24 protein-coding genes and 1 rRNA gene are annotated in these 26,216 nt (G+C 66.9%); 16 read left to right on the forward strand and 9 right to left on the reverse strand.

Going from position 1 to position 26,216, the window contains the following annotated elements; translation table 11 throughout:
* The first annotated feature begins 6 nt into the window (after nucleotides 1-6).
* Nucleotides 7-123 (forward strand): 5S ribosomal RNA (gene rrf, locus DL991_RS38045).
* Between the two features lie 121 nt (nucleotides 124-244).
* On the opposite strand, the gene DL991_RS38050 is transcribed toward rrf, so the two are convergent.
* A complete protein-coding gene (locus DL991_RS38050; protein ID WP_125789187.1) occupies nucleotides 245-688 on the reverse strand; it encodes an Lrp/AsnC family transcriptional regulator in 444 nt (147 codons plus the stop codon).
* 107 nt (nucleotides 689-795) lie between these two features.
* Between DL991_RS38050 and DL991_RS38055 the strand changes: the two genes are divergently transcribed.
* The 5 genes from DL991_RS38055 (at nucleotide 796) to DL991_RS38075 (ending at nucleotide 6,960) form a co-directional block, all read left to right on the forward strand.
* On the forward strand, nucleotides 796-1,248 hold the full coding sequence (locus DL991_RS38055; protein ID WP_125789188.1) for a rhodanese-like domain-containing protein: 453 nt from the start codon (nucleotides 796-798) through the stop codon (nucleotides 1,246-1,248).
* Between the two features lie 86 nt (nucleotides 1,249-1,334).
* Nucleotides 1,335-2,090, forward strand: coding sequence for a type 1 glutamine amidotransferase (locus tag DL991_RS38060; RefSeq protein WP_125789189.1), 756 nt, complete (start codon nucleotides 1,335-1,337; stop codon nucleotides 2,088-2,090).
* A 93-nt stretch (nucleotides 2,091-2,183) separates the two neighbouring features.
* On the forward strand, nucleotides 2,184-3,314 hold the full coding sequence (locus DL991_RS38065) for an inorganic phosphate transporter (protein WP_199746783.1): 1,131 nt from the start codon (nucleotides 2,184-2,186) through the stop codon (nucleotides 3,312-3,314).
* 108 nt (nucleotides 3,315-3,422) lie between these two features.
* Nucleotides 3,423-6,395, forward strand: coding sequence for a bifunctional [glutamine synthetase] adenylyltransferase/[glutamine synthetase]-adenylyl-L-tyrosine phosphorylase (locus DL991_RS38070; RefSeq protein ID WP_125789190.1), 2,973 nt, complete (start codon nucleotides 3,423-3,425; stop codon nucleotides 6,393-6,395).
* Nucleotides 6,396-6,525: 130 nt separating this feature from the next.
* Nucleotides 6,526-6,960 carry a thioesterase family protein gene (locus DL991_RS38075; RefSeq protein ID WP_043847922.1) on the forward strand — a complete coding sequence of 145 codons (435 nt, stop codon included), beginning with the start codon at nucleotides 6,526-6,528 and terminating at the stop codon, nucleotides 6,958-6,960.
* 92 nt (nucleotides 6,961-7,052) lie between these two features.
* Here the strand turns inward: DL991_RS38075 and glnA are convergent, their stop codons facing one another.
* A complete protein-coding gene (gene glnA / locus DL991_RS38080; RefSeq protein WP_005167524.1) occupies nucleotides 7,053-8,477 on the reverse strand; it encodes a type I glutamate--ammonia ligase in 1,425 nt (474 codons plus the stop codon).
* Between the two features lie 172 nt (nucleotides 8,478-8,649).
* On the opposite strand from glnA, the gene DL991_RS38085 reads away from it, so the two are divergent.
* Nucleotides 8,650-9,135 (forward strand): RDD family protein, encoded by a 486-nt coding sequence (locus DL991_RS38085; RefSeq protein WP_233599245.1) that lies wholly within the window; start codon nucleotides 8,650-8,652, stop codon nucleotides 9,133-9,135.
* Between the two features lie 64 nt (nucleotides 9,136-9,199).
* On the opposite strand, the gene DL991_RS38090 is transcribed toward DL991_RS38085, so the two are convergent.
* Together DL991_RS38090 and DL991_RS38095 are read right to left on the reverse strand one after the other, a co-directional pair.
* Entirely contained in the window at nucleotides 9,200-10,153 is a 954-nt protein-coding gene (locus DL991_RS38090) for a hypothetical protein (RefSeq protein WP_125789191.1), read from the reverse strand.
* 102 nt (nucleotides 10,154-10,255) lie between these two features.
* On the reverse strand, nucleotides 10,256-10,984 hold the full coding sequence (locus tag DL991_RS38095; RefSeq protein ID WP_125789192.1) for a DUF4191 domain-containing protein: 729 nt from the start codon (nucleotides 10,982-10,984) through the stop codon (nucleotides 10,256-10,258).
* Nucleotides 10,985-11,047: 63 nt separating this feature from the next.
* On the opposite strand from DL991_RS38095, the gene DL991_RS38100 reads away from it, so the two are divergent.
* The 6 genes from DL991_RS38100 (at nucleotide 11,048) to DL991_RS38125 (ending at nucleotide 15,572) form a co-directional block, all read left to right on the forward strand.
* Nucleotides 11,048-13,135, forward strand: a complete 2,088-nt coding sequence (locus DL991_RS38100) for an ATP-dependent DNA helicase UvrD2 (protein WP_125789193.1) — start codon at nucleotides 11,048-11,050, stop codon at nucleotides 13,133-13,135.
* A 216-nt stretch (nucleotides 13,136-13,351) separates the two neighbouring features.
* A complete protein-coding gene (locus DL991_RS38105; protein WP_125789194.1) occupies nucleotides 13,352-13,618 on the forward strand; it encodes a hypothetical protein in 267 nt (88 codons plus the stop codon).
* A gap of 167 nt (nucleotides 13,619-13,785) precedes the next feature.
* Nucleotides 13,786-14,169, forward strand: coding sequence for a WhiB family transcriptional regulator (locus DL991_RS38110; RefSeq protein ID WP_007033873.1), 384 nt, complete (start codon nucleotides 13,786-13,788; stop codon nucleotides 14,167-14,169).
* Nucleotides 14,166-14,423, forward strand: coding sequence for a hypothetical protein (locus DL991_RS38115; protein WP_125789195.1), 258 nt, complete (start codon nucleotides 14,166-14,168; stop codon nucleotides 14,421-14,423). The genes DL991_RS38110 and DL991_RS38115 overlap by 4 nt, the downstream gene beginning before the upstream one ends.
* Nucleotides 14,424-14,526: 103 nt before the next feature.
* Nucleotides 14,527-15,396 (forward strand): bifunctional 2-polyprenyl-6-hydroxyphenol methylase/3-demethylubiquinol 3-O-methyltransferase UbiG, encoded by an 870-nt coding sequence (locus tag DL991_RS38120; RefSeq protein WP_125789196.1) that lies wholly within the window; start codon nucleotides 14,527-14,529, stop codon nucleotides 15,394-15,396.
* On the forward strand, nucleotides 15,393-15,572 hold the full coding sequence (locus DL991_RS38125) for a hypothetical protein (protein WP_125789197.1): 180 nt from the start codon (nucleotides 15,393-15,395) through the stop codon (nucleotides 15,570-15,572). Before DL991_RS38120 ends, DL991_RS38125 begins: the two co-directional genes overlap by 4 nt.
* A gap of 5 nt (nucleotides 15,573-15,577) precedes the next feature.
* Here DL991_RS38125 and DL991_RS38130 read toward each other — a convergent pair whose 3' ends face one another.
* The 3 genes from DL991_RS38130 to DL991_RS38140 all read right to left on the reverse strand — a co-directional run bounded on the left by DL991_RS38130 (nucleotide 15,578) and on the right by DL991_RS38140 (nucleotide 19,084).
* Nucleotides 15,578-16,489, reverse strand: coding sequence for a hypothetical protein (locus tag DL991_RS38130; protein ID WP_125789198.1), 912 nt, complete (start codon nucleotides 16,487-16,489; stop codon nucleotides 15,578-15,580).
* Nucleotides 16,490-16,631: 142 nt separating this feature from the next.
* On the reverse strand, nucleotides 16,632-17,972 hold the full coding sequence (locus DL991_RS38135) for an AarF/ABC1/UbiB kinase family protein (protein WP_125789199.1): 1,341 nt from the start codon (nucleotides 17,970-17,972) through the stop codon (nucleotides 16,632-16,634).
* Nucleotides 17,973-18,049: 77 nt separating this feature from the next.
* A complete protein-coding gene (locus DL991_RS38140) occupies nucleotides 18,050-19,084 on the reverse strand; it encodes a hypothetical protein (protein ID WP_125789200.1) in 1,035 nt (344 codons plus the stop codon).
* Between the two features lie 162 nt (nucleotides 19,085-19,246).
* Here DL991_RS38140 and DL991_RS38145 point away from each other — a divergent pair, with 162 nt between their 5' ends.
* On the forward strand, nucleotides 19,247-19,810 hold the full coding sequence (locus DL991_RS38145; RefSeq protein ID WP_125789290.1) for a M48 family metallopeptidase: 564 nt from the start codon (nucleotides 19,247-19,249) through the stop codon (nucleotides 19,808-19,810).
* Nucleotides 19,811-19,816: 6 nt separating this feature from the next.
* On the opposite strand, the gene DL991_RS38150 is transcribed toward DL991_RS38145, so the two are convergent.
* Nucleotides 19,817-21,166: a zinc-dependent metalloprotease gene (locus tag DL991_RS38150; protein ID WP_125789201.1), complete on the reverse strand. Its 1,350-nt coding sequence runs from the start codon at nucleotides 21,164-21,166 to the stop codon at nucleotides 19,817-19,819.
* A gap of 203 nt (nucleotides 21,167-21,369) precedes the next feature.
* Between DL991_RS38150 and DL991_RS38155 the strand changes: the two genes are divergently transcribed.
* Nucleotides 21,370-22,374, forward strand: a complete 1,005-nt coding sequence (locus tag DL991_RS38155; protein WP_199746789.1) for a PDZ domain-containing protein — start codon at nucleotides 21,370-21,372, stop codon at nucleotides 22,372-22,374.
* 130 nt (nucleotides 22,375-22,504) lie between these two features.
* Here DL991_RS38155 and DL991_RS38160 read toward each other — a convergent pair whose 3' ends face one another.
* Nucleotides 22,505-23,053, reverse strand: a complete 549-nt coding sequence (locus DL991_RS38160; protein WP_125789203.1) for a PPA1309 family protein — start codon at nucleotides 23,051-23,053, stop codon at nucleotides 22,505-22,507.
* A 156-nt stretch (nucleotides 23,054-23,209) separates the two neighbouring features.
* Between DL991_RS38160 and DL991_RS38165 the strand changes: the two genes are divergently transcribed.
* Nucleotides 23,210-26,203: a UPF0182 family protein gene (locus DL991_RS38165; RefSeq protein WP_125789204.1), complete on the forward strand. Its 2,994-nt coding sequence runs from the start codon at nucleotides 23,210-23,212 to the stop codon at nucleotides 26,201-26,203.
* Nucleotides 26,204-26,216: the final 13 nt, after the last annotated feature.

Genomic DNA, 26,216 nt, shown 5'->3' on the forward strand with positions numbered 1-26,216 from the left:
CAGTGTTTCGGTGGTCATAGCGTCAGGGAAACGCCCGGTCCCATTCCGAACCCGGAAGCTAAGCCTGACAGCGCCGATGGTACTGCAACCGAAGGGTTGTGGGAGAGTAGGACACCGCCGGACTAACATTGAACAAGGTCTGGGACCTGGTCGAGAACCCCGAGTTCTCCCAGGTCCCAGACCTTTTTCATACCCACCTCCGCCAGGTGACAGCAAAGGTCCCCTGCTCTCTCCGCGACCTCGCTCAGCGCTGCCGGCCGACCGCACGTCGGCGCACAGGCGACGAGAAGACCAGCGAAGTCGTCGTCTCTCCATAGCGCTGCATCCGCTCTACGAGCTCCTCCAACTCCGCGGTGTTCCGACAGGCAACTCGCACGAGCCAGCACTCGTCACCCGTGACGTGATCGGCGTCGAGCACCTGTGGCAGGGCCAGGATGGTTTCGCGGAAGCGAGCCGTATCGAGGCTCCGTACCTTCGCCCGGACTATCGCCTCGATCGGTAGCCCGAGCTTCGCCAGGTCGACCCCGGCCGAGTAGCCGGTGATTATCCCCCTCTCCTCGAGCCGGCGGACCCGCTCGGTCACCGCGGGTGCGGACAGCGACACCCGTCGGCCGAGCTCCGAGAAGGTCAGCCGGCCGTCGGCCTGGAGCAGTTCGAGTAACTGCCAGTCGAGATCATCGAGGTTCACGGAACTCCAGGTCGATCGTCATGCCCGCCAGGGATCTCCAGGCTAACCGGCGGTGAGACCTGGCTTCTCCGATGTTCGGACCGAACAGTGAGCAGCAGGATTGAGGTATGACGACCGAACCCCGCATACTGATGTTTCCAGCCCTGGACAGTGCGACCGCGGCCGCGCACCTGCGAGCCGAACTCGCACTCGAGGTGGACCCCGACGACCTTGTCCAAGACCTCACGTCTGATGCTCAGCACGGGTACGTGATCGTCGAGACCCGAGCAGCCGAAGCCTTCGCGTCGGCTCGCATCCCTGGTGCGATCAACCTCCCGTATCGGGACATGACGCCCGAGTCGGTCAGTGAGTTGGACCGCGGCCTCGTCTACGTCTGCTACTGCGAGAGCATCCACTGCAATGCCGCGACCAAGGGAGCCCTGAAACTTGCTGAGCTCGGCTTCAAGGTCAAACGCCTGTCCGGCGGCATCACCGCCTGGCAAGCAGCCGGCTATCCCGTTGACCGGGATACCTTGGCACCCGCCCTCACCTCCGCGCCCACCCCACGCTGCGCCTGCTGACCAGAGGGAGCAGGGGACCTTTGCTATCGCTCCGGGCCGGGCGGTAGCAAAGGTCCCCTGCTCTCCCGGGGTCGTAGGCTGGTGAGGTGACCGCTCTCAAGTTGCTCGTCATCCAGCCGGATATATCAGACCCGATCGGCCCACTCGGCGACTGGCTCACCGAGGTGGGAGCCGAGCTCGACATCCGGTTGCTGCCCGATCAGACCCTCCCCGCCGATCTTGATGGGTACGGGGGCGTCGTATGCCTCGGCGGCGGGATGGGCGCCAACGATGACGACGCACACCCGTGGCTCGCGGACGTGCGGAAGCTTCTTTCGAAGGCTGCTGGCGCGCGTATCCCGACGCTCGCGATCTGCCTCGGCGGTCAGCTCCTGGCGGTGGCGTTGGGCGGCAGCGTCGCGACAGGCGATCAAGGGCCTGAGGTCGGCCCAGGGCTCGTGTCCAAGAAGGACGCAGCCTGGATCGACCCGCTCTTCGCGGAACTGCCGCTCATGCAAGACGTCCTCCAGTTCCACAACGACGCGATCACCCGGCTGCCCGCGGGCGCCGAGCTTCTGGCCTCGTCGCCGCGGTATGCCTACCAGGCGTTCCGGTTCGACCGTTGTGCCTACGGTGTCCAGTTCCATGTCGAGACGACGCCGGATGTGGTCCTCGACTGGGCGCGGCAATCGCCGGAAATGGCGGAACTCACCCGGCCGGACGTACTGACCCCGGAAAACCTCGCCCGAGTGCATGCCGATATCACCGAAACCTGGCGACCGTTCGCCCACCGCTTCGTCCGACTGGTGTCCGGTGACCTCGCCCCGGCTGCGGACCGTCAACGTACATTGCCGATGGCTTAACGACTTATGTCTCAAATGCGTATGGGTTATTAACACTCCGGTCTTGCCGTCAGGTACCTTGCGAAGGGAATTTCGAAGGGTTCGGAGGTCGGGGTGGAGCCCTCAGTGTTGGTCGTGCTCGTCGTCGTCACGGCCCTAATTTTCGATTTCACGAACGGGTTCCACGACACGGCCAACTCGATGGCGACGTCGATCGCCACCGGGGCGTTGCGTCCCAAAGTCGCGGTGACGATCTCCGCGGTCCTGAACCTGGTCGGTGCCTTCCTCTCGGTCGAAGTGGCCAAGACCATCTCGAATGGACTGGTCGACGACACCAAGATCGGACCGGCGATCGTGTTCGGTGGCCTGGTCGGGGCGATCGTATGGAACCTGGTCACCTGGTTCGTCGGACTGCCGTCCAGCTCGTCCCATGCGCTGTTCGGAGGGCTGATCGGTGCCACGTGGGTGTCGGCCGGAACGGACTCCGTCCATTTCGGAAAGATCGTCGAGAAGGTGCTGGTCCCAGCGGCGCTGTCGCCGGTCTTGGCAGGCCTCGCCGCGATGATCGTGACGTACTTCGTCTACCGGATCTTCGTCCGCCGCGGCCGCACTGCGGGCTTCCGAGTCGGGCAGATCATTTCGGCTTCGCTGGTCTCGCTCGCCCACGGTACGAACGACGCGCAGAAGACCATGGGTGTCATCACACTGACGATGATCACCGCAGGAACCCTCCCCGCCGGGGCCGGGCCGCCGCTCTGGGTGATCGTCAGCGCGGCGTTGGCGCTGGCGCTCGGCACGTACCTTGGCGGCTGGCGAATCACCTACACGCTGGGTAAAGGGCTGACGGACATTGCCGGCCCGCAGGGCTTCGCCGCGCAGACCAGCTCGGCGGCGGTCATCCTCGCTTCGACGAACTTCGGCTTTCCGCTTTCGACCACTCACGTCTGTTCCGGAGGCATCGTCGGCTCCGGCGTGGGCAGGAACGAGTCACCGGTGCGCTGGCGCACGGCCGGCCGCATGGTGATCGCCTGGCTGTTCACGCTTCCGGCAGCGGCCATCGTCGGTGCCGGGGCCGGTCTCGTGACCTCGACGGGCACGGTGGGCACGATCTCCGTCGGCGTCGCCGGCCTGGCGATCGGCATCGGGATCTATCTCCTTTCCCGGCGGAGTCCCGTCAACGCCGGCAGCTTCACCACTCCCGCCCCGACCCGTCCTGAACCGGAAGTAGGCAGGATCGCCGCATAACGAAGCAAGGGACCTTTGGTACCGCCGCGCGAAGGCGACACCAAAGGTCCCTTGCTCCCTTGCGCGTCCGTCTGGCCATGGCCGGAAGGGCGACTACGGTGGAAGCCGATGGTTGAGCGCGCCAGGCCGACCGCTTCCGTGGCGAGATACGGCTTCACCGACCCCCGTGCCGACGGGCAGCTGCGTGCTGCCGGTTGGTGGACCGAATCCGGCCCGGACGGCTCCGCCGTCGACGTGTTGTCGGCACTCTCCCGTGCGGCGGATCCCGATCTCGCCCTGAGTGGGCTGGACCGGATCCGGGAAGCAGAGCCGTCCGCCTGGGACGAGCTCGACCAGGCGCTCCGCACCAACCGCACCTTCCGCGGCCGGATGCTCGGTGTCTTAGGCACTTCGAGCGCGCTCGCGGACTTCCTCGTCGCGAACACCGACTGCTGGAAGACCCTTGAACGCGAGAAGAGCGCCGAGCCGGATCAGTACGTGAATAGCCTGCTCGAGCATCTTCGGCCGGAAGGGGAACTGCTCACAGGGCTTGAGTCGGAGCAGGCTCTTCGCATCGGGTATCGCGAGCTGCTCCTCGGAATCGCGGCCGCGGACCTCGGTCATCTGGTCGAACCAGGCCTCCGCCAGCCGCCCTATGCCGAAATCGGCGCACAGCTCACCACGCTGGCCGAGGCCGCGCTTTCGGTAGGACTTCTGGTCGCGGAGGCCGAGGTGGGCGCCGGGGTTGACGGCCGCCTCGCCGTGATCGCGATGGGTAAATGCGGTGGTCGAGAGCTGAACTACGTAAGTGACGTGGATGTCATCTTCGTCGGTGACGGCGATCTTTCGGTTTCCACGCGGCTGGCCAGCACGATGATGCGCGTGGTCGGCAAGGCCTGTTTCGAGGTCGATGCGGCGTTGCGTCCCGAGGGCAAGGCGGGCGCCTTGGTCCGGACTCTCGACGGACATGCCACCTACTATCAGAAGTGGGCTAAGACCTGGGAGTTCCAGGCCTTGCTCAAGGCACGGCCGGTCGCGGGCGATGCCGAGCTCGGGCGCCAGTACGCGGAGATGGTCGCGCCGAAGGTGTGGGCAGCGGCCGATCGGGAGAATTTCGTTCCCGAGGTGCAGAAGATGCGGCGCCGCGTCGAAGGCCATGTGCCGTCCGCGCACGCCGAGCGGGAGCTGAAGCTGGGACGTGGAGGCCTTCGCGACGTCGAGTTCGCCGTGCAGTTGCTGCAATTGGTCCACGGCCGGATCGACGCGGAGCTACGTTCTCCGTCCACGTTGGACGCACTCGCCGCCTTGGGAGAAGGCGGGTACGTCGGCCGTAAGGATGCCGCGGAGCTCACCTCCTCGTACGTGTTTCTCCGGACGATCGAGCATCGGCTCCAGCTTCGCCGACTACGGCGTACGCACCTGTTCCCGGCCGCCTCCGACTCCAGCGAGCTGCGAACGATCGCGAGGGCGAGCGGTGTGCGGCCCGCCCGTGGCAGAAGCGAAGGCGACGCGTTGTTGGCGGAATTCCGCCGTCACCTGCAGAGCATCCGCCGCCTTCACGAGAAACTCTTCTACCGGCCGCTGCTGCAATCGGTCGCGAACGTGCCGACCGAAGCGCTACGGCTGACTACGAAACAGGCGGAGAGCCGCCTCGCCGCGCTCGGCTATGCCGCGCCGGACGGGGCGCTGCAGCACATCAAGGCGCTGACCGCGGGAATGTCCCGTCGGGCGGCCATTCAGCAGGCACTGCTGCCGGTCCTGCTGGATCTCATCGCTGACACCCCGGACCCTGACCGTGGACTTCTGTCCTACCGGAAGGTCTCGGAAGCGCTCGAAGAAACGCCTTGGTACCTCAGGGTCCTCCGTGACGAGGGGGCTGTCGTCGAGCGGCTCGCGTTCCTGCTGGGCACGTCGCGGCTGGTGCCGGACCTGCTGGCGAGAGCGCCGGAAGTCCTGCAGCTGCTCGGTGATCCCGCGCGGCTGGCCGGTCGCACTCCGGCCGAAGTAGCCACCTCGCTGCGAGCTGCGGTGCGGCGCCAGCCCGGTTTGAACGCCGCGGTCGCGGCCGCGAGATCACTTCGCCGACATGAGATGTTGCGGATCGCATCGGCAGACCTGCTGGGTCTGCTCGACGTCCCAGCCGTCTGTGAGGCGTTGTCGAGTGTGTGGGCCGCGGTGTTGCAGGGCGCCTTGGCCGCTGCTTTTCGCCAGCGTCAGGCGGAACTCGGCCAGACGCCCGCGAAGATCGCTGTCATCGGGATGGGGCGTCTCGGTGGGGCCGAACTCGGCTATGGATCCGACGCGGATGTCCTCTTCGTATGCGAGCCGGCCGAAGGGGTGTCGGACTCCGAAGCGGCGAAGTTCGCTTCCTCTGTTGCCGAGACGGTGCGCAAGATCCTCGGTGCGCCCAGCCCCGACCCGGCGTTGGTAGTCGACGCCGATCTCCGGCCGGAGGGGAGGAGCGGTCCCTTGGTGCGGACCCTCGAGTCCTATCGCAGCTACTACGGGCGGTGGGCAGAGGTCTGGGAATCCCAAGCGCTGCTCCGCGCCCGGTTCATCGCCGGCGATGACGACCTCGGTGCGCGGTTCATCGAGATGATCGACCCCATTCGCTACCCGCAGGAAGGCCTCGACGCGGTCCGGGTGAGGGAGATCAGGCGGATCAAGGCGCGGGTGGAGACCGAACGGATGCCCAAGGGCGCCGACCCGACACGGCACACGAAGCTCGGGCGTGGAGGGCTCGCCGACGTGGAGTGGACCGTGCAGCTCATGCAGCTGCGTCACGGGCATCAGGTCGAAGGGCTTCGGACCACCTCGACGATCGAGGCGCTGAAGGCCGCGGGGGAGGCCGGGCTCGCCGACCCCGCCGAGATCGAATCCCTGACCGAGGCATGGTTGCTGGCGACGCGTGTCCGTAACGCCGGGATGCTGGTCAGGGGTAAAGCCGTCGACGAGATCCCCAGCTCCGGTCGAGACCTCGCCGCGGTCGCACGAGTGCTCGGCTACTCAGCCGACGACGATCCAGGCGAGTTCCTCGATGCCTACCGGCGGACGACGCGACGTGCCCACGCAGTTGTGGAGACCCTCTTCTACCAGGGCTGACCGGTGGTGACCTGCGGTAAGTGAGCAAGGGACCTTTGCTGTCACCTGCTCACGGGTGGCCGAAACGGCAGCAAAGGTCCCTTGCTCACACTCGGCGTCGCGGACGGAGAGCGGCCCTTACAGTGGACCGGTGACTGTGCGCGAGCCATTTCGCACCCGGATCAAGGTGCGCCACTACGAGCTGGACACTCTCGGCCATCTCAACCACGCCGTTTACCACTCGTACGGCGAGGTCTCCAGACTCGAGCTGATGGAGCTCGCAGGTGGCCTGAACTCGGGCATGCGCGACGCGAATCTTGCCTTTGTGCTGCTCGAATCCCACATCGTGTTCCGGCGCGAGCTTCGGGCAGGCGATGTCGTCGACGTGACCTGCGACGCCAAGTTCGGTACCGGCAAGACCTTCCACATGGACTCGAACATCTACAAGATCGACGGCACCCTCTCCGCGGAGATCACTTGCACCTTGGGACTGATGGATCTCGAGCGACGCAAACTCGTGGATGACCCGCGTGGCCGTATCGAGCGGGCGGGCGTCGACCTGAAGGTTCTTTCCACTTCGGAGTAGTCGCGCCGCGTAGATCCAAATAAGAAACGCCGGTGGTGAGGGCGTTTCCGCACCTCACCACCGGCGTGCTCTGGGTGTTGCTACCGCACGACTTACACGTCGTAGTACAGCGAGAACTCGTACGGGTGCGGACGCAGCCGCAGCGGGTCGATCTCGTTCTCACGCTTGTAGGAGATCCACGTGTCGATCACGTCGGGGGTGAACACGCCACCCTCGAGCAGGTAGTCGTGGTCGGCTTCCAGCGTGTCGAGAACCGCGCCGAGGTCGCCAGGGACGAGCTTGACGTTCTGGGCCTCCTCCGGCGGGAGTTCGTAGAGGTCCTTGTCGATGGGCTCCGGCGGCTCGATCTTGTTCTTGATGCCGTCGAGGCCGGCCATCATCATCGCCGAGAACGCCAGGTACGGGTTGCCGGACGAGTCCGGGCACCGGAACTCGGCGCGCTTGGCCTTCGGGTTGTTGCCCGTGATGGGGATACGGACACAAGCCGACCGGTTCCGCTGCGAGTACACCAGGCTGACCGGTGCCTCGAAGCCCGGCACGAGCCGGTGGTACGAGTTGACGGTCGGGTTGGTGAAGGCCAGCAGGCTCGGCGCGTGCTTGAGCAGACCACCGATGTAGTGACGGGCCGTGTCGGACAGGCCCGCGTACCCCGACTCGTCGTGGAACAGCGGCGTGCCGTCCTTCCACAGCGACTGGTGGCAGTGCATGCCCGAGCCATTGTCACCGGCGAGCGGCTTCGGCATGAAGGTCGCGGTCTTGCCGGCGGCGAACACGGTGTTCTTCACGATGTACTTGAACAGCTGCAGGTCGTCCGCAGCGTGCAACAGCGTGTTGAACTTGTAGTTGATCTCGGTCTGACCGGCGGTGCCCACCTCGTGGTGCGCGCGCTCGATCTCGAAACCGGAGCCCTGCAGGTTGCGGACGATCTCGTCACGCAGGTCGGCGAAGTGGTCGACCGGCGGGACGGGGAAGTAGCCGCCCTTGAACTTCGTCTTGTAACCCTGGTTGCCGCCCGGCACGTCGGCACCGGTGTTCCACCAGCCCTCGACGGAGTCGATCTCGTGGAACGAGGCGTGCTCGGCGGAGTCGAACCGGATCGAGTCGAAGATGTAGAACTCGGCTTCCGGACCGAAGAACACGTTGTCTGCGACGCCGTACTCGGAGATGTACTGCTCGGCCTTACGCGCGATGTTGCGCGGGTCGCGGCTGTACGCCTCACGGGTGAACGGGTCGTGCACGAAGAAGTTCAGCGAGAGCGTCTTCGCCTTGCGGAACGGGTCGATACGCGCCGTTTCGGGGTCCGGGAGGAGCAGCATGTCGGATTCGTGGATCGACTGGAACCCGCGCACCGAGGAGCCGTCGAAGGCAAGGCCTTCTTCATAAGCTTCCTCGTTGAACGCCTTCGCCGGAACGGTGAAGTGCTGCATAACGCCGGGCAGGTCGCAGAACCTGACGTCGACGACCTCTACGTTCTCGTCGGCGATTAGGCGCTGAATGTCGTCTGGAGTAGTGGGCACCCTCGGTGACTCCTTCTCGTTCGTTGCCGGCGGCAGTACTCTCTTCGGCTCACGCTAAGAGCGCGGTGTTGCCCGACCGTCACCCGTATGTTTCGCCGGTGTTAACGGGGCGGCGATATCGGGTAGTCGACCAGGGCGAATGTGGCCCGCGCCACCGGCATACCCTGGATGGGTGGCGAGATGGACCGGAGAATGGCTTCCCGGAGCCGGGGATGGAACGACGGCCGGTGGCGAGGGTACGCAGCGGTGGCGTGGTGAGCGACTCGGCTTGCCCCAATCGGGTGTCGGCTCGGTGGCGGGCGGCGGCGCACGTCTTCTGGGGCTGATAATCGATTTGGTTCTCGCCTCGCTGGTCACCACCCTGTTCGTGACACCCAGCCTTCAGGATCCGGCTGTCATGCAGACGTTCAATCTCTGGTCAGTCGGCGTCTGGGCGGCGATCACGGCCATTCCCGCGGCTTTCTTCGGCTTCACCCCCGGTATGGCAGCGGTCGGGATCCGCGTCGCCAGGCTCGACGGCGCGCAAATGGTCGGTGTGTGGCGTGCTGTCGTTCGGGCGGCGTTGACCTTCGTGATCATTCCGGCGGCGATCCGCAACATCGACGGCCGAAGCTGGCTCGACCGGCTGACCGGCACCGTCGTGATCCGCATGCGATGACCGCGGATGGAGAGCAAGGGACCTTTGCTCTCGCCGGAGGAAACGGCTGCCGAACCGGCTGTGGTCAGGCGGCCGGTGCTGTAGGTGTGCAGCCGACATCCGGAGGTGGGCGTTGACGAGCGCGGCGGTGGGCTGCTCGCAGCTCCTGGATCACTACCAGTGGCTCGTCTCGTAGCCGCGCGGGACTTATCTGGACGACGATAAGGCCTGGTGCGACAAGCGCCGGCGCCTCGCGCACCTTGCCCGGTTCGAGAGCGACCTCGTCATAGCGAACTTGCACGGCGACGCCGACCTGCGGCCACCAGGCGTCGGCGACCCCGACTACCTTCCCGTCCGAAGTTCGTAGCTCTGCATTCCGCGCGGGGCAGGGCAAGCCGCTGCGCTCGAGTACGGACTCCAGCCATTGCTCGACGGCGGAGTTGACGCCGTCCTGGAGGGCGTTGACGACGATTCGGGGCAGTGCCGAGCCGATCGTGCTGGCTTGCGCCAGTTCGTCTCGAAGTTCCTCTGGAGTGCAGAGCCCACGATGGACCGCGTCGTGGATCATCTCGCGCACCGTCTTGAGTTCGTCCATGCGCCTAGCCGCGTCGATCAGGGCCCGGGCGAGTGGGGCTACGGGCAGTCCGTCGATCTCAACTGGTTCCGGCAGGTGGATCGTTCGCTCGACGACGGCGAACCCCCAGGTGGCGACCTTGCTCCGATGAGGAATCAAGGTGTGGGCCCGTCTTTCGGGCGGGAGTCTTCGGACTCCGTACAGCCTGGCGGCCTGTACTCCGGTGAGCATCGCCTCTGGGCCTGCGTGGGTCAGGGCGACCTTCAAAAGTTGGCGGCTGGTCGGTGTGGCGTTGGTCAGGAGGATGACGCCGGGGATCGGACGTCGCCATGGACCGCCTTCGCGGCAACGGCGAGAGATCCAGGAATGGGAGTGCCCCAGGGCGACAAGCTTCGCCCGGGCGGCCACGCCGTCCGGGAACATCGCTGCCAGCGCCGTCTCCCGGGCGCTTGAGGTTTTGTCCACTCAGTGATCATGCGACCACGCACCGACAGTTTTTGTCCGGAGATGAATCAGGGGTCCTTTGCTACCGCATGCGGTAGCAAAGGACCCCTGATTCTCGCTTGGTCAGCGGCGGCGGATGGTGCGCTGGACGTTGCGCATCTTCGCGCCGGCAGGCATCGGACCCTTGGGCATCGCGGCGCCGCGGCTGCCGAGGGCGGCCAGCTTCGCTTCCAGTGCGTCGACCTGGGCAGGCTTGAGGTTCCGCGGGAGCTTCATGAGGTGGCTCTGCAGCTTCTTCAGCGGCACCTGCTGGTCTTCGTTCCCGATGATCACGTTGTAGATCGGGGTCTCACCGATCAAGCGGGACACACGCTTCTTCTCCTGCGCGAGCAGGGACTTCACGCGGTGCGGCGCGCCCTCGGCGACGAGCACGACGCCCGGCCCGCCGAGCACCCGGTGCACGGCGTCGAGCTGAGTCGTGGCAGCGACGGTCGGCGTCACCTTCCAGCGGCCTCGCATGTTTTCGAGCGCCCAGGCCGCGGCGCCCGGCTGTCCGTCGGCCTTCGAGTACACGGTCTTCTGGACCCGCCTGCCGAAGATGATCACAGCGGCGAGCGCGCCGAGCAGAATGCCCAGCGGCAGCACGACCCAGTGGACGTCGAAGATGAACCCGATGCCGAACACGACACCCGTGATGACCAGGAGTGATCCGGCCATCCAGGGGATGAGCGCCTTGTCTTCCTTGCGCTGCATCTTGAAGGCCTCGAAGATCTGCCCGCGGCGAGCCTTGCTCGCGGCACGCTTCTCCTTCTTGGCCAGCTTCGCTGCTTCCTTGTCCTGCTTTCCCGCCATGTGTCCAGGATACGGCCGCGTGCCCTGCGACGATCCCGTCGGGCCCTCTGCGAGGATCGGGGCGTGGTTAGCGCATCGTCCCCGAAGAGTCGTCCAGGCCTGCTCGATGGGCTCGATCCCGAGCAACGTGCCGCCGCCTGCGCGCCGAGGGGGCCGGTCTGTGTCCTCGCCGGAGCGGGGACCGGCAAGACGCGGACGATCACGCATCGCATCGCCCATCTGGTCCGTTCCGGCCATGTCGCCGCTGGTCAGGTGCTCGCAGTCACTTTCACGACCCGTGCCGCGGGCGAGATGCGCGCTCGCCTTCGGGGTCTGGGTGTCGACGCCGCCCAGGCGCTCACCTTCCACGCGGCCGCCCGCCGCCAGCTTCGGTACTTCTGGCCGCAGGTAGTCGGGGATCGGCCTTGGGAGCTGCTCGAGAACAAGTTCCGTTACATCAGCCAAGCCGCCAACAAGGCCGGTCTCGGCACCGAGACGGAACTGCTGCGCGACCTCGCCAGTGAGATCGAGTGGAGCAAGGCCTCTTTGGTGTCGCCGGACGACTATCCGGCGGTCGCCGCGCGGACACAGCGGGACACGCCGGCGCCCGCGTCGCAGGTAGCGGAGGTCTACCGCAACTACGAGAAGGTCAAGAACGCCGCCCAGGTTCTCGACTTCGACGACCTGCTCCTGCACACAACCGCAGTCCTCGAGGAGCACACGGTGGTGGCCCAGGAGTTCCGCGAGCGCTACCGCTGCTTCGTCGTCGACGAGTACCAGGACGTCACCCCGCTGCAGCAGCGGCTGCTCGACGCGTGGCTCGGTGGCCGCGACGACTTGACCGTCGTCGGCGACGCCAATCAGACCATCTATTCGTTCGGTGGTGCCTCTCCGCGGCCCCTGCTGGAGTTCACACGAAGGTTCCCCGAGGCGACGGTCGTGAGGCTGGAGCGGGACTACCGGTCGACGCCGGAGGTCGTGGCTCTCGCCAATCAGGTGATCGGTGCCGCGCGTGGCCGTCCCGCTGGTTCGAGGCTGAAACTCGTCGGCCAGCGTCCTTCGGGTCCGGTCCCGCGTTTCGCCGAGTACGACGACGAGACCGCCGAGGCGGCCGCTGTCGCACGCAGGATCCGTGATCTGCTCGACAGTGGAGTGGCGGCCAGCGAGATCGCGGTGCTCTACCGCGTGAACGCCCAGTCGGAGGCCTACGAGCAGGCGCTGGCGGAGGTCGGAATTCCGTACCTGGTCCGTGGTGGCGAGCGCTTCTTCGCCAGGGCCGAGGTCCGGCAGGCGATGTCGGCGTTGCGGATGGCGTCGACCGATGCTGACACCGGGGAGCTGGTGACCCGGGTTCGCTCCGTCCTGGCGAAGGTCGGACTCACCGATCAGCCTCCTGCCGGAGGTGCGGCGAAAGAGCGGTGGGACGCGCTTCTGTCGATCGTCGAGTTGGCCGAAGAGCTGGCCTCCACCGTCGATGACGCGGATCTGCCCCGCTTCGTGGCGGAGCTCGAGCAGCGGGCGACCGCGCAGCATCCGCCGACGGTGGAGGGCATCACCCTGGCCTCGCTTCACGCGGCGAAAGGTCTCGAATGGGATGCCGTGTTCCTCGTGGGGCTCGCCGAGGGGACCGTGCCGATCCTTCACGCTGACGGTGATGACGCGGCCATCGAAGAAGAGCGTCGACTCTTCTATGTCGGTGTCACTCGAGCACGAGAGCACCTGTCGCTGTCGTGGGCCTTGGCCAGGACGTCGGGAAACCGCCGCAATCGGCGGCGCAGCCGCTTCCTCTACGGCCTCATCCCCGAAGACCACCCGGCGGCGAGGGTCGCCCGATCGCAACAGCCGAAGCAGTCCGGCAACAAGGCCCGGTGCCGGGTGTGCGGTGGGCCGCTGCTGGAGACACTGGACATCAAGCTGGGTCGTTGCTCCCGTTGCCCGTCCAACGTGGATGAACAACTGCTCGAGAAGTTGAAGTCTTGGCGTGGCGAGCGGTCTCGTGAGCTCAAGGTGCCGGCGTTCGTCGTTTTCACGGACGCGACGCTGGTCGCCATCGCCGAGCAGCGACCGACCGATGACACTGCCTTGTGCGCCATCTCCGGGATCGGCGCGACGAAGCTAGAACGCTTCGGAGCGGAGGTTCTCGACGTCGTACGGGCCTCTGTGGAGACTTGACCGCGTCCCAGGCTTGATCCACGCGGCGAACCTGCTGCTCAGAGCCGATCTTCGTAGCTTCGACGGATTTTCTGGAAAATAAGTTGCCCCGGTGCGGCCGGTGGCAATAACCTGCAGGTACCGGGCGGGAAGCGCCTGGTCTGGGGAAGAACTTCTACAACACAGCGTAGACCGCAGGGCGGTTCGCGCGCGACAGAGAAAGGTGGTGCCGGTGAAATGACGATCAACATGATGCTCACGAACCCTGGCACCCGTCTGTCTTGCGTCGCGGAAGTCCCGCAGGCACAGCGCCAGGGCACCTTCATGCCCGTGAGCATCCTTGCCGCCCGCGGCACTCAGCGTCTCAACCGGACCTGGGTTACCGCCGACGAGGCCTTCACGCACGCTGCCGCCTTCGGTGGAGCGTACGTGAACGGCGGCGTCGATCTGCCGGTCATCAAGCAGTTCCGTGTTCCGTTGTCCAAACGGGAGCGAAGTTCCTGACCTAGTCAGGATCAGAGGCTCACGAAGGCCGCGGAACCGGTTACCGGATCCGCGGCCTTCGTGTTTTTTGCTGCACAAACAAGTTGGCTGCACAACCTAATTGGGGTTCAGCGTTGTCCAGTTCCACCGTGAGTACGAAATCCGTTACGGCACAGAGGAGTGCACTTATGTCATCGGCCATAGCTTTCGCGCCGGGGGAGGCCCTGCCTTTCGCCGACGCAGGCGTCGTCGACCTGCTCGACGCCATCGACTCGCCTGAGTCGATGCTTCCCTGCCGTTCGGGCGACGCGGACCTTTGGTTCGCCGAGTCGCCGGCAGAACTCGAGCGCGCGAAGGCGTTCTGCGCGGACTGCCCGGTCCGTTCCGCGTGCCTCGCGGGCGCCCTTTCGCGGCGGGAGCCGTGGGGTGTCTGGGGCGGCGAAATCTTCGAGCGTGGCGTTGTCGTCGCGCGGAAGCGGCCCCGTGGCCGCCCCCGGAAGAACCCGGTCGTCGAGCCCGCCGCCGAGGCTCGTCCCGTCGCCCGCAAGGTCGAGCGGAGCGCAGCGGCATGACCGTCGAACTCATCACCACCAGGGATTACGAGGCGCGGACGGGTTACCGCACTGTCGCGCCGGCCAAGTTGAACGAGATCAAGGTCGAGGAGACCAGCGAGATGTTGCTTTATGAAGAACTGTCCAGGGCCCGAATACGAGACCTTGAGGAGGGAGTCCGCGCGCAGCGGGCTCGGAGCGGTCCACGCGCCTCACGCAGGTGGACCAAGGTCGCCCGCTGGGCGACCCGACGAGCCGAGCGCTTCCAGGCCTGACCACTCGGGGGAGCGGGGGACCTTTGCTATCGCGCCGCGACAGCAAAGGTCCCCCGCTCCCTTTTGGGGCGTGGTGGGGCTTGGCGTGGTGTTCACTGGGGGAATGGCCGTACACACGCATGACGACATCGACTGGGCCGATCGGCTTCGATCGCTTCGCATGGCCGAGACACTCGACGCCGAGCCGATGCGGGCGGCGGCCCGGCGGCTGTTGGAGGGCATGCCGGAGGGGCCGACCATCCTCGATGTCGGCTGCGGCGCGGGTGGGATGAGCGTGCTTTTCGCCGAGGAGCTCGCTGCTGTCGGCGCCAAGATCGTGCTGGTCGACGCGACCGAGCACCTGCTGGCCGAAGCACACCGGGTCGTCAGTGCGGCCGCGGGGGACAGGGCCGCCGTCGAGACGATCCATGCCGACGTGGCCGACGAAGGGTTGCCCGCCAAGCTCCCTCCCGCCGATCTGGTCTGGGCTTCCCGCGTGGTCCATCACCTGCCCGATCAGCAGGCGGCCATCGGCATCCTCGCCCGGCTCGCCCGCCCCGGCGGGCTGGTCGCCATCGCCGAGGGCGGTTTGGACTTCAACTGCCTTCCCTGGGATCTCGGCATCGGCCGTCCCGGGCTCGAGGAGAGGCTGCTCGCCGCGCGTGGCGAGTGGTTCGCCGAGATGCGGGCAGGAATCCCCGCCTCCGTTTCCATGCCCTACGGCTGGAACATCGCGCTCCAACGGGCCGGCCTCGACGACGTCGATTCCTTCGGTGTGCTCATCCACCACCCGGCGCCCGGACCGGAGCTGCTGCGCGAGTTCGTCCTCGAACGGGTGACCTGGCTGAACGAGGTGGCAGGCGACCGCCTCGACGCCGAAGACCATGAGACCGCGGCAGCATTGGTTGATCCGGCGAACCCCGCCTTCCTCGGCGCACGCCGGGACTTGTTCCTGTTGGGGGCGAAAACGGTCCACTGTGGACGGCGATCGTGAGTGATCAGCCCGGCTGCTCCTTGTGTGGCCGGATCCGCGGCGTCGACGAGGAGTCCGCGCAGACGCTCGCCTGGGTTTCCACCCGTGAGAAGAACGTCGTGCGCTGGATGTGCCCTGCCTGCGCCCGCCGCCACACCCGTGACATCGAGGGAAAGCTGCCCGACGAGTACTGGTGAAGCACTCAGGCTGCGTCGATCCGGCCGATCGTGAGGACCTTCGGCCGTGGTGTCCGTGCCGCTTCGGCGAACGCTCTGACGAGCTCGGCCGCCACTTCCATCGGGACCTTCTTCAGCTGGTCGATGGTGCAGCGGACCAAGACGGTTCCGGTCGCGGTCAGCGCCAGCGGGTGGAAATTCGCGGCGCCCTCTTTCGGGGCGCGGAACTGCCACGCCAGACCGATGTCGTCCCACCAGGCATCGGCAGAGCCGATGGGCCGCCCTCGTCTGTCGCAGAGCGTCGTGTTCCACGACGGCGAGGGCAGTGGGCAGCCGCTGAGGACCTTTTTCGCCAGCCCATGCGCGTAGGTCTCTTCGGGGTCGACCCGCCGCAGAGCCGCTCGGACCGCAGCCGAACCTCTCCGGTTACCGGAATCGAGCTCCTCGCTGAGTTCTTCGAGCGTGCACAGACCCCAGTACAGGGGTAGTGAGATCAGCTCGTCGATCCGCGCGGGATCGAGCTCCAGCCGGGCCAGATCGAGTGCGGCCCGGGCCGGCGGGGCGAACGGGACGCCGTCGATCAAGGTCGGCGGCGGCATTCGCGTGGTTCTTCGGGGCAGCATGCCAGGCTCCGCCGGGGCGCGCCGATAGTCGGGGACAAGGAGATGGACCTCCTGTGTTCCCTGGCAGTCGACGCCTCGTGCGCGCAGCGCGTCGGCACCCGTCACCACCACGTCCGGCCCGAACCGTGCGACAGCGGCTTGTAGCAGCTGAAGCCGGGTGGGCGCGGAGTCGCGCAACAAGATCACACCCGGCATCAGTCTTCGCCAAGGACCGCCAGGCCCACAGAGCTTCGCGGCGTAACGCGCGGTGACGCCCGCCTTCCGCAGCTCGCGGCTGGTGATGATCCCGGATTCGTTGGTGTTACTGAGCGCCATGAGTCGGGCGCTTCGTGTAGTGGCCATGAATCGAGGATGACCGCTGGGCCGACCGGGTGGAACCACTTCCGCGAAGTTGTGGACAACTCGCCCGGGCGACCCCGATTTCGGCTCAGTCGCCCCGTTCCCTGTGGATAACTGCTCAGGTCGCGAAGCCCGGCTGCCACCGTTCGACGATCGCGCGAGCGGGGATCTCCGCGTCGAGCTGACAGAGGATGCCGGTCGATCCGGCGGTCACCCGGTGGATCATCAGATACTCGGGCGGCAGATTGAGAGAGCGGCCGATCCGGAAATCCCGGCCGCGGGTGTCGCCGACCCGGCCTGCCTGCCGTTGCATCCAGCGGCGCGTGAAGTGGAACGTGTCGCCCGCCAGCGGTTCGGTGAACGGCGCCAGGTACGCGAGCACGTCATCGGCCTGCAGATCCGCGTCGGCCCGGATGAAGCCGGACTCCCTGAGCAGCCGCATGAGCTTCGCGGACTCGCCGTCGAGCGCCAGCCTGGTCATCTCACCGAGGTGCTGCGGAATCCCCTCGGGCAGCCGGGACACGCCGCCGAAGTCGATGACGCACAGCCTGTCGTCGGCGGTCAGCATGAAGTTGCCGGGATGCGGGTCCGAATGCAGGAGCCGGGCACGTTCCGGCGAGGAATAGTGGAACTCGGTGAGCAGGCGGCCGGCACGGTCTCGCGTCTCCTTGTCGCCGCCGGCGATGATCTTCGACAGAGGGGTGCCGGTGACCCACTCCGTGACGATGACCTTCGGAGCGCTGGCGACCACGCGAGGGATCAGGAACCCGGACACGCCTTCGAACGCCTTCACGAAAGCACGCTGGTTCTGGGCTTCCGCCTGGTAGTCGAGTTCTTCGTTCATCCGCTCGGCGAGTTCCGCCAGGAGCGGTTTCACTTCGGTTCCTGGCACGAAGGCCTGGAACAGCCTGCTGAAACGCTGGAGCTGTCGAAGGTCGCTCCGCAGGGCGTCGTCGGCTCCGGGGTATTGCACCTTGACGGCGACTTCGCGGCCGTCGTGCCAGGTCGCGCGGTGGACTTGGCCGATGCTCGCGGACGCGGCCGGTTCGTCGTCGAAGGCCGCGAACCGCTGCTTCCACGTGCGTCCGAGCTGCTCGGCCAGCACCCGATGGGTCTGCCGGGTGGGCATGGGCGGCGCGGCTGCCTGCAGCTTCGTCAGAGCCTCGCGGTACGGCTTGGCCATCTCGTCCGGCACCGCGGCCTCGAAGACGCTCAGCGCCTGGCCGAATTTCATCGCGCCGCCCTTGAGCGTGCCCAAGACCTCGAAGAGCTGCTCCGCCGCCTTTGCGGACAGCGTCGCGTTGACCTCTTCGGCGCTTTGCCCGGTCAGCCGCCTGCCCCAGCCGCCGACCGCCCGCCCCGCTATGCCGAGCGGGATACTGGCCAGCTTCGCCGTTCGCGCGGCCCCGTTGCGGGGGATGGCGGCTTCACGGTCCTCGGCGTTGCGGGAGTCGGTCACCTTCGCGATTCTGCCTTGATTCACTCCGCCCGCGCAGCCTGTTGGGGGAGTGTGTGTGGGCTACATCGCTCGGCGTATCACCGAGCGCCACAACCACATCCGGTGTGCGGCGGCCAGTCGCGATGGCGGATCGCCCCGTCGAAGAAGTCGATCTCGAGGGTGGCGTTCCACGCGGGCGGCGCCTGATCGGCGGGGGAGAGAAGCCGGAGGGCTTGTGCCGAGGCCAGCGCGGCGCACGCATGCACGGCGCCGAGGTCCGGCCGTTGCACGCGTCCCGCGAGCTGGGTCGCCACCCTCGGCCAGGAATCGTCGCGGGCGGCGCGATGCAGATCGGCGCAGCGCAGACAGCTGCTGCGACCGGGCACCACCAGCGGTCCGACGATGCCGATCCCGTCCCGGACGCGTACCGGCAGGTGACTGACTCCGTCACGGACGAGTTCGTCGACCAGTTCGGGGGGCGGTACGACCGCGTCGGTGAGCAGGACGAGCTCAGGTTGACGGTCCGAGTAGAGCCGGGTGGTCGACGTGTCCGCACCGGCGCGGCGCACCACCTGCGCCATCGCATCCCGGCGCGGCATGCCGACCTCGGCTTCGGTGTAGCCCGAGCCCAGGTCGCGTTCGCGAACGGTGCCCGACGCCCGGATGTCGATATGCCCGACCCCGCCGTTGGCGAGCAGGACGGCGATGGCCACGGCCAGCCTGCCGTCGCCGTGGATCGCCACCGCGGCGCGTTTTCGGCGTGCCGTCATGGCCGCTTGGTGATGGCGGGCACGGAGCGACCAGAGCCCTGTCTCCGCCCTCGGTCTCGGATGTCGCTGAGGCTGCCCCGCGTCGGTCAAGAGCCCGCGGGCCGTCAGATCGGTCATCAGGTCCCGCAGCTGTTCGTCGTGTTCGCTTTGCGCGAGCACGATGTCGTCCACGGCTCGCGTGCCGTCCAGTCCGCGGAGTGCTTCGGCCACCTCGGAGGCGACCCCGGCGAGCACCACCGCGTGTGCGGGGTCGAGGCCGATCTGGAGCTCGCCGCTTCCCCGTTCCAGCACCTCCAGGCCGGGAAGCAGGGCCGGGAAGGCGGGCAGGATGATCGATCGCAGATCCGGTTCGCGCAGGTTCATGATCGCAGGATCGCACCGGCCCGCTAACCGCCCGCTAAGAAAACGCGAGTTATCCACAGGTTGACCCCGTTGTGGACAACTCGAGGCTGTGACCTTTCGGCCCTCGGAGTTGTCGGTGACTGGCCTTACCGTGGTCGAGTGGTCGAAGCACGGACGCCCTCGCTGAGGGGCCGGGACACGACGAATCCGTCGGACACTCCCGAACACAAGGTCGAGGTACGGCGTAGCCAACGCCGTCACCGGACCGTCACCGCGTACTGGGACGAGGACACCCTCGTCGTGCTGATCCCTGCCCGGATGACCCGGGCAGAGGAGAAGCACTGGGTAGCCGAGATGCAGCGCAAACTGCTGCGCAAGGGCCCGCGGCAGGCCTCGCCGCCGAAAGCCTCCGACGAGGCGCTGCTGGCGCGCTGCGCCGTGCTCTCGGCGAAGTATCTGGACGGAAAGGCGATACCCGCGAGCGTTCGCTGGGTGCCGCCGATGCGGACGAGGTGGGCGTCCTGCACACCGGTCGACGCGACGATCAGGGTCAGTGATCGCCTGCGCCGGGTGCCGGGATGGGTGCTGGACTACGTCCTCGTGCACGAACTCGCGCATCTGAAGGAACCAGGGCACAACGCGGCGTTCTGGGAGCTCGTTCGCCGTTATCCCAAGACCGAACGCGCCATCGGCTATCTGGAGGGCCTGTCCTCCGCCGCCGGTTGGGGCATCGCGGCGGAGGACTGACGTGCCTCAGCTGTTGTCTTCGTCGTCCTTGGGCTTGTTCTTCTCGCGCTCGGCGCGTTCGATCTCGGCGATCGGGTCGATGCCTTCCAGCGTCGACTCGCCGTCGCCGAGACGCTCGGAGAAGTCGAGCGGCTCGTCGAGGTCCTCGGCGGTCGGCATGAGGTCGGGGTGGGACCAGAGGCCGTCCCGCTTCTCGATGCCGTGCTGGTCACCGACGAGCTTCCACAGCGAGGAAGCCGCCCGCATCCGCCTAGGCCGGAGCTCGAGGCCCACCAAGGTGGCGAAGGTCTGCTCCGCCGGGCCGCCTGTGGCCCGGCGGCGGCGCAGTGTCTCCCGGAGCGCGTCCGCGCCCGGAAGGCGGTCGCCGATCGCCTCGGCGACCACGACGTCGACCCAGCCTTCGACCAGCGCGAGCAGGGTCTCCAGGCGGTTCAGTGCCGCCTTCTGCTCGGGCGAGGTCTGGGGTTCGAGCAGGCCGGAGGACATGGCTTCTTCGATGCTGGCCGGGTTCGACGGGTCGATCTGGCCAGCGAGCTGTTCCAGCGCCGAGGTGTCGACGGAGATACCGCTCGCGAACTCCTCGACGGTGGCCAGCAGTCGCTGCCGCAGCCAGGGAACGTGGGCGAACAGCCGCTGGTGGGCGGCCTCGCGCGCGGCGATGAAGACCAGCACCTCGCTGGTCGGCAGCTCCAGGCCCTCAGTGAACTTCTCGATGTTCGCCGGCAGCAGCGCGGAGGTGGCCGCGGGGCCGAGCGGGAGACCGACTTCGGTGGAGGTGAGCACTTCGGAAGCCAACTGAGCCAGGGCGTTACCGAGCTGGGAGCCGAAGGCCATCCCGCCCATCTGCCCCATCATCGAGAGGAGCGGGCCGGCGGCCTGCTTGGCCTCCTCGGGCAGGGCCTGGACCCACGCGCCTGAGACCTGCTGGGCGACGGGGTCGCAGAGGCGCTGCCACGTGGGCAGGGTCTTCTCGACCCAGGTGCGCGCGGACCACGCGACGGTCGACGTTGCTCCGGCGGGCAGGATCGTCGCGGCGTCGAGCCACAGCTCTGCCAGGTGGGCGGCATCACGGATGGCCGTGCTCGAATCGCCGCCGCCGGATGACGAAAAGCCGAGCTTGACGTCGCTGTCGTCACTGCTGCTGAGGTTCTGCAACGCGATCTGTTTCGCCAGGTCGTAATTGACCGGTCCGGTCGAGCTGCCGGCCTGGCTGAGCATCTGGCCCAGCTGGCTGAGCATCTGACCGAGCTGATTGAAGGCCTCGGCGCCGGAGGGCTGGCCGCCGGAGTCCGACGGCTCGTTCTCGCCTCGTTTGTCGGGATCGGGCGGTCCGAAGCCGAACGGGGGTTTGCTCATGGCACCACCGTACGCGGGTCATGGGATCCAGAGCTCGTCAAGTGGAGTGATGAGCGTGGCCTTCACCGAGAAGCGAACACAGTCACCGTACGCTGTCACGCGTGACAGAGCCCTCGGAGCAGACCACAGCAGCGCGGAGCCGTGCGGGCTCCGCGAGTGACCAGGACCGCTCCGAGCGGCGACTGACCCGGCGCGGTTGGACGTTGCTGGTCAGCGGGGCGTTGTTCGTCGCCTTCGCACTGGTCGGGTTCTTCATCCCGGTGCCGTACGTGGCGATCAGCCCCGGACCGACCTACGACACGCTCGGCAAGGACGCCGCCGGACAGCCCGTGATCCAGGTCAACGGGCACGAGATCTTCCAGACCTCCGGCGAGCTGCGGATGACGACCGTCTCCCTGCGCGATGGCGGCATCACGCTCTTCAACGCGCTCGGGCTCTGGGCGAGTGGCCGGTATGCGCTGGCGCCGCGCGAGGAGTATTTCAAGCCGGGCGAAACCAACGAGCAGGTCCGCCAGGAGAACATCCAGCAGCTGCAGGACTCGCAGACCGCTGCTCAGGTCGCCGCGTTGCGTCGCAAGTCCCCGGTGAAGGTGCTCGCGAAGACGATCGTCTCCGGCAGCCCGGCAGACAAGGTGCTCGCTCCGGGGGACCGGCTCCTGGTGGTCAACGGGCAGACGGTCAAGGAAGCGACCGACGTGCGTGCCGCGCTGAACGGGACGAAGCCCGGCCAGACCGTCCAGATCACTTTCAAATCCGATGGGCAAGCCGAACGCACCGTGCCGCTCACGCTCGCGCAGCGGCCCGACGGCCCGGAAGGCTTCATGGGCCTGACGGCAGTGGACCGCGCCGATGTCCCCTTCGACGTGAAGATCTCGCTGCAGGACGTCGGCGGCCCGTCGGCGGGCCTGATGTTCGCGCTCGCGATCGTCGACAAGATGGAGCCCGGCGATCTCGCCGGTGGCAGGCATATCGCCGGGACGGGCGAGATCTCGGAGAAGGGCGTCGTCGGTGCGATCGGCGGCATCTCGTTCAAGGTGGTCGGCGCTCGCGAGGCCGGCGCCACCGACTTCCTCGTGCCCGCGCACAACTGCGCCGAGGCGAAGACCGCCGCGCCCGATGGCCTGAACCTGATCAAGGTGGCCACGCTGGACGAGGCGATCGCGCAGCTCGAGAACCTCAAGGCGGGACGGCCCACCGCCTCGTGCTGACAGCCGGGGAGCAAGGGACCTTTGCTATCGCCTCACAGGTCTGATCGAAGAGAGCAAGGGACCTTTGGTATCGCCCGGCTCGCGTCTCGAGGCCGGCGATAGCAAAGGTCCCTTGCTCTCTTTTCGCAGGTCAGGGCAGAAAAGTCGCCTTCAGGGCTTCGAGCAGGTTGGGAGCCAACTCCGGGTTCTCGATGATCTCGTCGACAGGGACATCACCTGGCTCCTCGGACTGCCCGGCACCGCGAAGCCGCATGACGCACGCTCCGGCGCCATCTCGCAGGACAGCGGCGACGAGCCGGGCTTCGGTACGGCGCGGGTGGTCGGCGGCCGCTTGACGCAGGCGTTCGGCATCGGTCTCGGGGACGACCGGAAGCTCGGCTTCGGCGTCCGGCGGCAGCACGATGATCTCCTGCGCGAGCGCGCACCCCAACACCAGATCGGGCCACGCGATCTGCGCCAGCGCTTCGCCGAGGTCACCCTCCGGCAGCGCCTCCTGGGCGACCGGCGTCAGCGGGGCCGACGTGTCGAGCTGACCGGCCAGTTCGGGCTGTTCGTCCAGCAGTGCCGCGGTAGGGACCAGCGCGAACAACTGCGGCGGCTGATCCCATCCTCCGGAGGCGACGAACTCCTCGACTTCGCGGGCCAGGCCGGCCACGCCCTGCTGCTCACTCGATGCCATTGGCACATCGTTCCAGGCGGCCGGAGCGGCGGCCTTCCGAGTCCGGTTTGGGCGGGTTCCGGGAACTTCCGACGGCATCCGTAGAGTTAGAGCATCAGGGGCCGCACGCGGTACGCGCGCCCCAGCGAAAAGTTCACCAAACCAGGAGCGTGTGCAGTGGCCACTCGGCCCCCCGTGAGCCTGCCGAAGCTGTCCCGGCGCAGCCGGATACTGCTCATCATCGCCGCCGTAGTCATTCTGGCCCTGCTGCTGGGCGCGAGACTGCTGAACACCTACGTCGACTGGTTGTGGTTCGGCGAGGTCGGCGCCCGGACGGTGTTCAGCACGGTGTTGATCACCCGTGTCGTCTTGTTCTTCGCCGTAGGGCTCTTGGTGGGAGGTTCGCTCGCGGTCAGTTTGATGATCGCGTACCGGTCCAGGCCCGTCTTCGTGCCGATTTCCGGCAACGACGACCCGCTTGCGCGCTATAGGTCGGCGATCGTCGGCCGGATCCGGCTGTTCGGCATCGGTATCCCGGTGCTCACCGGGCTCATCGCCGGCGCGTCCGCGCAGAGCGACTGGCAGGTCGTGCAGCTGTTCCTGAACGGCACACCGTTCGGCCAGACCGATCCCGAATTCGGGAACGACGTCGGCTTTTACGCCTTCGACCTGCCGTTCTACAACTGGATCCTGGGCTGGCTGTTCATCTCGGTCGTCATCGCGTTCTTCGGTGCGCTGATCTCGCACTACATCTTCGGGGGCATCCGGCTCGCGGGTAAGGGCGGCCAGCTCGCCGGGCCGACCCGCGCCCAGCTCGCCATCACCATCGGCATCTTCGTGCTACTGAAGGCTGTCGAGTACTTCTTCGACCGCTACAACCTGCTGCTCTCGGACCGGGGTGCGCCGCTGTTCGTCGGTGCGACCTACACCGACCTGAACGCGGTCCTGCCCGCGAAGCTGATCCTTCTGTGCATCTCGGTGATCTGCGCCGTCGCGTTCTTCGCCGGTGCGTTCCTGCGCAACCTGCAGCTGCCCGCGATCGCGTTGGTGCTGCTGATCCTGTCGAACGTCCTGGTCGGCGTCGCGTGGCCCGCGGTGCTCGACCAGTTCTCCGTGAAGCCCAACGCGAACGAGAAGGAATCCGCGTCGATCCAGCGCAACATGGACGCGACCCGTCAGGCGTTCGGCCTGACCAACGTCGAGTACAAGGACTACACCGGCAAGTCCGAGGCGACCTCCGCGGAGATCAAGGCGGACAAGGGGACCGTCCCGAACATCCGGCTGCTCGACCCGAACGTCCTCAGCGACACCTTCACCCAGCGCGTCGGCCGTGAGAACTTCTACGGCTTCCCGTCCAAGCTGGACATCGACCGCTACACCCTCAACGGTGTCACGCAGGACTACATCGTCGCCGCCAAGGAGATCAAGACCGAAGGCCTTACCGGCAACCAGACGAACTGGATCAACAAGCACCTCGTCTACACGCACGGAAACGGCTTCGTCGCCGCGCCGGCCAACACGATCGACCGCGCGCTGAAGGACGCCAACTCCGACGGCGGCTACCCGATCGCCACCACCAGCGACACCCAGAACCCGGCAGGCGCCGGCTCGACCGACCCGAACAAGCCGGGCATCAAGGTGGACGAACCTCGCATCTACTACGGCGAGCTCGCGACCGACGCCGCGTACGCGATCGTCGGCGGCAAGGCAGGGCAGGCGCCCGGCGAATACGACACCGCCGTCGACCGCGCCTACATCTACAAGGGCTCCGGCGGCGTGCCGATCGACAACTGGTTCAACCGTCTGGTCTTCGCCGCCGAGTACGGAGAGCGGAACATTCTCTTCTCCGACGCCATCGGCGACGGATCCAAGATCATGTTCAACCGCGAACCCCGGGATCGAGTCGCCAAGATCGCCCCGTGGCTGACCCTCGACGGTGACCCGTACCCGGCGGTCGTCGACGGCAAGATCAAGTGGATCGTCGACGGCTACACGACGATGAACAACTTCCCGTACGCCCAGCAGACCCAGCTCGGCCAGGCGACCAACGACTCGCTCAGCGGCACCACGCGCCAGGCGAACTCCTCGATCAACTACATCCGCAACTCGGTCAAGGCCACCGTCGACGCGTTCGACGGCACCGTGACGCTGTACGGGGTTGAGGACAACGAGCCGGTGCTCAACGCCTGGAAGAAGGTCTTCCCGGGCCTGGTCAAGCCGAGCAGCGAGATCTCTCCGGATCTGCGGTCGCACTTCCGCTACCCCGAAGACCTCTTCAAGGTGCAGCGGGAACTCCTCTCGAAGTACCACGTGAACAACCCCGCGGAGTTCTACGCGCAGCAGGCCTTCTGGAGCGTTCCGCAGGACCCGACGCAGGAAGGCGGCGTGAACGCGTCGGCCTCCGGGATCGCCAACCAGCCCGGCTACTACGTCCTGGCGACCGCGCCGGGCGACACCAAGTCGCGGTTCCAGCTCACCAGTTCGTTGACCGGTCTCCAAAGGCAGTACCTGGCGGCGTGGATGTCGGTGTCTTCGGATCCCGAAGACTACGGGCGGATGCGGGTCCTGAGACTGCCCACAGGGGCGAGTGGCTCCACTCAGGTCGACGGGCCGGTCCAGGTCCAGAACAGATTCCAAAGTGACCCGCGGGTCGCGCAGGACCGGACACTGTTCAACAACCCGAACGTCACCGTCACCTACGGAAACCTGATCACGCTGCCCGTCGCCAACGGTTTCCTCTACGTGGAACCGGTCTACATCCGGCAACGGAACCAGCTGAGCTATCCGCAGCTGGCCCGCGTCCTGGTCTCCTACGGCACCAAGATCGGCTTCGCGCCGACACTTAACGAAGCGCTCGACCAGGTCTTCGGCGCGGGAACCGGCTCCGGGGTCACACCGCCGCAGAGCGGTGGCACACCGGGGCCCACGGCTCCGCCGCCGGGCACGACGACACCGCAGCCGCCCGCCAGCGGCAACCCGGCGCTCGACAAGGCCGCGGGCGACATGCACGACGCCTGGCTCAAGTTCCGCGCCGCCCAGCAATCCGGCAACTACGCCGACCAGGGTGCCGCCCTGGCCGCCCTCGAAGCAGCTTCCAAGGCTTACGAGTCGGCCAAGGCAAACCCGCCGGCGACCAGTGCGCCGCCGACCTCCGGCCAGCCCGGAGGGTGACGTCGCTTACCTA

Source organism: Amycolatopsis sp. WAC 01375 (assembly GCF_003947325.1).
Lineage (GTDB): Bacteria > Actinomycetota > Actinomycetes > Mycobacteriales > Pseudonocardiaceae > Amycolatopsis.

What these genes read in the sequence shown, in the direction of transcription:
- DL991_RS38095 (WP_125789192.1), bottom strand. Translation starts at nt 10,984, where the DNA reads ATGGCGGGAAAGCAGGACAAGGAAGCAGCGAAGCTGGCCAAGAAGGAG.
- DL991_RS38110 (WP_007033873.1), top strand. Translation starts at nt 13,786, where the DNA reads ATGTCATCGGCCATAGCTTTCGCGCCGGGGGAGGCCCTGCCTTTCGCC.
- DL991_RS38140 (WP_125789200.1), bottom strand. Translation starts at nt 19,084, where the DNA reads ATGAACCTGCGCGAACCGGATCTGCGATCGATCATCCTGCCCGCCTTC.
- DL991_RS38160 (WP_125789203.1), bottom strand. Translation starts at nt 23,053, where the DNA reads ATGGCATCGAGTGAGCAGCAGGGCGTGGCCGGCCTGGCCCGCGAAGTC.
- DL991_RS38130 (WP_125789198.1), bottom strand. Translation starts at nt 16,489, where the DNA reads ATGGCGCTCAGTAACACCAACGAATCCGGGATCATCACCAGCCGCGAG.
- DL991_RS38105 (WP_125789194.1), top strand. Translation starts at nt 13,352, where the DNA reads ATGACGATCAACATGATGCTCACGAACCCTGGCACCCGTCTGTCTTGC.
- DL991_RS38150 (WP_125789201.1), bottom strand. Translation starts at nt 21,166, where the DNA reads ATGAGCAAACCCCCGTTCGGCTTCGGACCGCCCGATCCCGACAAACGA.
- DL991_RS38120 (WP_125789196.1), top strand. Translation starts at nt 14,527, where the DNA reads ATGGCCGTACACACGCATGACGACATCGACTGGGCCGATCGGCTTCGA.
- DL991_RS38070 (WP_125789190.1), top strand. Translation starts at nt 3,423, where the DNA reads ATGGTTGAGCGCGCCAGGCCGACCGCTTCCGTGGCGAGATACGGCTTC.
- DL991_RS38115 (WP_125789195.1), top strand. Translation starts at nt 14,166, where the DNA reads ATGACCGTCGAACTCATCACCACCAGGGATTACGAGGCGCGGACGGGT.
- DL991_RS38055 (WP_125789188.1), top strand. Translation starts at nt 796, where the DNA reads ATGACGACCGAACCCCGCATACTGATGTTTCCAGCCCTGGACAGTGCG.